General features: G+C 63.7%; 3 protein-coding genes. All 3 read right to left on the bottom strand.

Annotated features, from left to right (window positions below; translation table 11 throughout):
- A partial coding sequence (locus tag QOC76_RS20275) for an NAD-dependent epimerase/dehydratase family protein (RefSeq protein WP_526359691.1) occupies positions 1-1,159 on the bottom strand: 1,159 nt, incomplete at its 3' end.
- Positions 1,152-1,634, bottom strand: coding sequence for a MerR family transcriptional regulator (locus tag QOC76_RS20270; RefSeq protein ID WP_526359689.1), 483 nt, complete (start codon positions 1,632-1,634; stop codon positions 1,152-1,154). The genes QOC76_RS20275 and QOC76_RS20270, both read right to left, overlap by 8 nt.
- 438 nt (positions 1,635-2,072) lie before the next feature.
- Positions 2,073-2,288 (bottom strand): hypothetical protein, encoded by a 216-nt coding sequence (locus QOC76_RS20265; protein WP_526359687.1) that lies wholly within the window; start codon positions 2,286-2,288, stop codon positions 2,073-2,075.
- Positions 2,289-2,567 lie beyond the last annotated feature (279 nt).

The raw sequence follows: 2,567 nt of genomic DNA, 5'->3' as shown, positions 1-2,567 counted from the left end.
CCTCGATAGAGCAAGTGAGGGTCTCACTGTCGCACGGTATAGCAGTGCGACGCATCCTCGAACGAGCATCGCCATTCCTCGAAGCGACGCCGCCTGCCAAGCGAAAGCGTAAGGCGGTCGCGAGCGGCCTGCACCGGGCTAAACGACTACTTCCATATCCCGCCGGTCTTTGCGGCGCATCAGTGCCGGCCCTACCCGCACATCGGACCCCGGGGCATCGTGGTCGCGCTGACACCGTCTTTGGCGGACCCAGCAGCCCTGCGAGTGTCTCCAGCTGGGGCACGAAGCGTGCGGCCGCACGCACCAGCCAGTCAGGAGCCACCCGAGTGGGAATGCGCGCGCCCCGGTCACCCAACCGGGAACGCAGGATCGCGGCGATCTGCGGCAGCGTCACCGGTTCGCCGGAGGCGGCCAAAAACCGCTGCCCGGCGGCCTCAGGACTCGTCATCGCCGCGACGTGCAAGTCGGCAACGTCTCGCACGTCGACAACTGCGAACGAGGACCGCGGTAACAGCGCTGGCTTGCCATCGAGCAGCATCGCGATGAGACCGACTGAACTACTGTCGTTGTGGCCGAGCACCGGCCCGAAGATCCCGACCGGGTTGATCACCGCGAGTTCGGGCTGATTGGCATGTTGGTCCGCGAATTGCCAGGCCGCCCGCTCGGCCAGGGTCTTCGACCTGACGTACGGGCTGTTGGTCTGCGACAGGTCGGTCCAGTCCGACTCATCGTAGGGCGCCCGTGACGGCTTGGGGCTGTACCCGATCGCGGCGAACGACGACGTCACCACCACCCGCCGAACCGCCGCATCAGCGGCCGCCTGCAGCACTCGCAATGTGCCCTCACGAGCAGGCCTAACCAGATCGGCTTCGTCCTTGGGCTGTTGCGAAGGAAAAGGCGACGCCACGTGCAGCACGTATTCACAGTCGGCAACCGCCTCCGGCCACCCGTCGTCGGCAGTGAGATCGGCTGCCACAAAAGCGAGTTCGCTCACGTCGGCGCCCGCTTGTTCCAGGGTGGCGCGGACCTCGGGCCCGCGGTCAAGAGACCGGATCGTGGCCCGGACCCGGCGACCATCGCCTTGCAGCCGGAAGATGATGTGAAGGGCAAGGAATCCGGAGCCGCCGGTGACCAACACCGGGGCGGAACTGTCAGGCATGGCTCAGCCCAGCCTTGTCTGCCAGCAGTCGTGCGGAAATATCCGCCACGATCGGGATGAGGCGTTGTTCGTCAGCCGAGTCGGCACGCTCGCGGGCGGCCCACAGTTCAGCCTTAACGGCGGCATAACGCTCGCGCAGCTTCAGCCGCGTGATCTCGGCGCGCAGCCGCTCAGCATGCCGGGCAAACATCTGCCGCTGCTCGGCGGCGCCCGCTAGTCCCAACTGCATGTTCGCGAGATACGCGCGCATGTCGGCCACGGACATTCCCATTCCGCGCAGACAGCTCATCGCCTCGGTGGCCGCGACCAGATCTGGGGGATAGCGGCGGTGGCCGCTGCGTTCGTCGCGCGGAACCTTGTCGATCAGCCCAATGTTCTCGTAGTAACGCAGCGTTGATTCCGAGAGGCCGCTCCGTCGCGACACCTGCTGAATCGTGAGGTAGCCGACGCATTGCTCGGTCATGTTCACACTCATGACACCACTCTGCCGAACTTCAAGCGCTTTAAGTCAAGCTCTAGCCGTGACCGGCCAGGTTCGACGCGCAAGGGCTCCGAGCGAGCCGACGGGGTCATCGGTGGTTGTGCTGCATGAACCAGCTGAGTATCCATTGGTCAGGCCGCTTCGAGAGTCATTGCGGTTCAACGAAAAATGAGCCCATGGCCGACTGGCTGTGAGTGGTCGCAGATTCAGTCCTGTCATCCCGATAAAGAGAATAGGCTCTGATCTGCAGCGACGCGATGCTTGTCGAGACGAAGATGGGTGGACGTCGCTCCTGTGGTCCGGCTCCCGGCCCGCACGAGCAGGCCCTCGTACTCTGGCAGGTGCCCGCATCTCTTCGCCGGAGTCGCCGCCGTCAAGCCTCGGTTATCCGGGCAAGCCACGAAGGGCGTTACGCGCGGCGGTCGAAACGTGCTAGATGAATGTCGCTTTCCCAGAACCTGACTTCGGGCCGCCCGCAGTGTGGTCGGTATCAGCCTTCAAGTAGACCCACTGCGAGTACGTGTAGGTCTCGGTCCCGTCCGCCGGTCTGACAACCAACGTGCCCGCGGCGGAAAGCTCGTACCTATCCTTATCTCCGTAGCCATGGGAAATGCCCTCGTCTGAGGAGAGGTACACCGTGAATGCCATACCTCGAGCGTGCCATGAGAGCGGCACCAAAGACCTGCCTTGGCGACAGCGATTCGCCTTCGCGTGGATCTCAGCGGCGTAGGAACTGACACACCCGCGCCGACACCTCCGAGAAGTGGCTACGGGGCGCACAACACCATGCACATCCCGATGCCGACAGCTGCGTCAAACGCGCCCACGCCAGTTAACGCTTGGATGATTAGCGGTGCCTGCATTTCAGGTCTATACCCACCGTTCGCGTGATTATGGCAAAGTTTGCACCCTTTTGATACTCCCGTA

It is taken from the genome of Mycobacterium sp. (assembly GCF_032159565.1).
Lineage (GTDB): Bacteria > Actinomycetota > Actinomycetes > Mycobacteriales > Mycobacteriaceae > Mycobacterium.
Note: the sequence above shows the minus strand (reverse complement) of the source record. Positions and strands in the feature narration are given on the sequence as shown.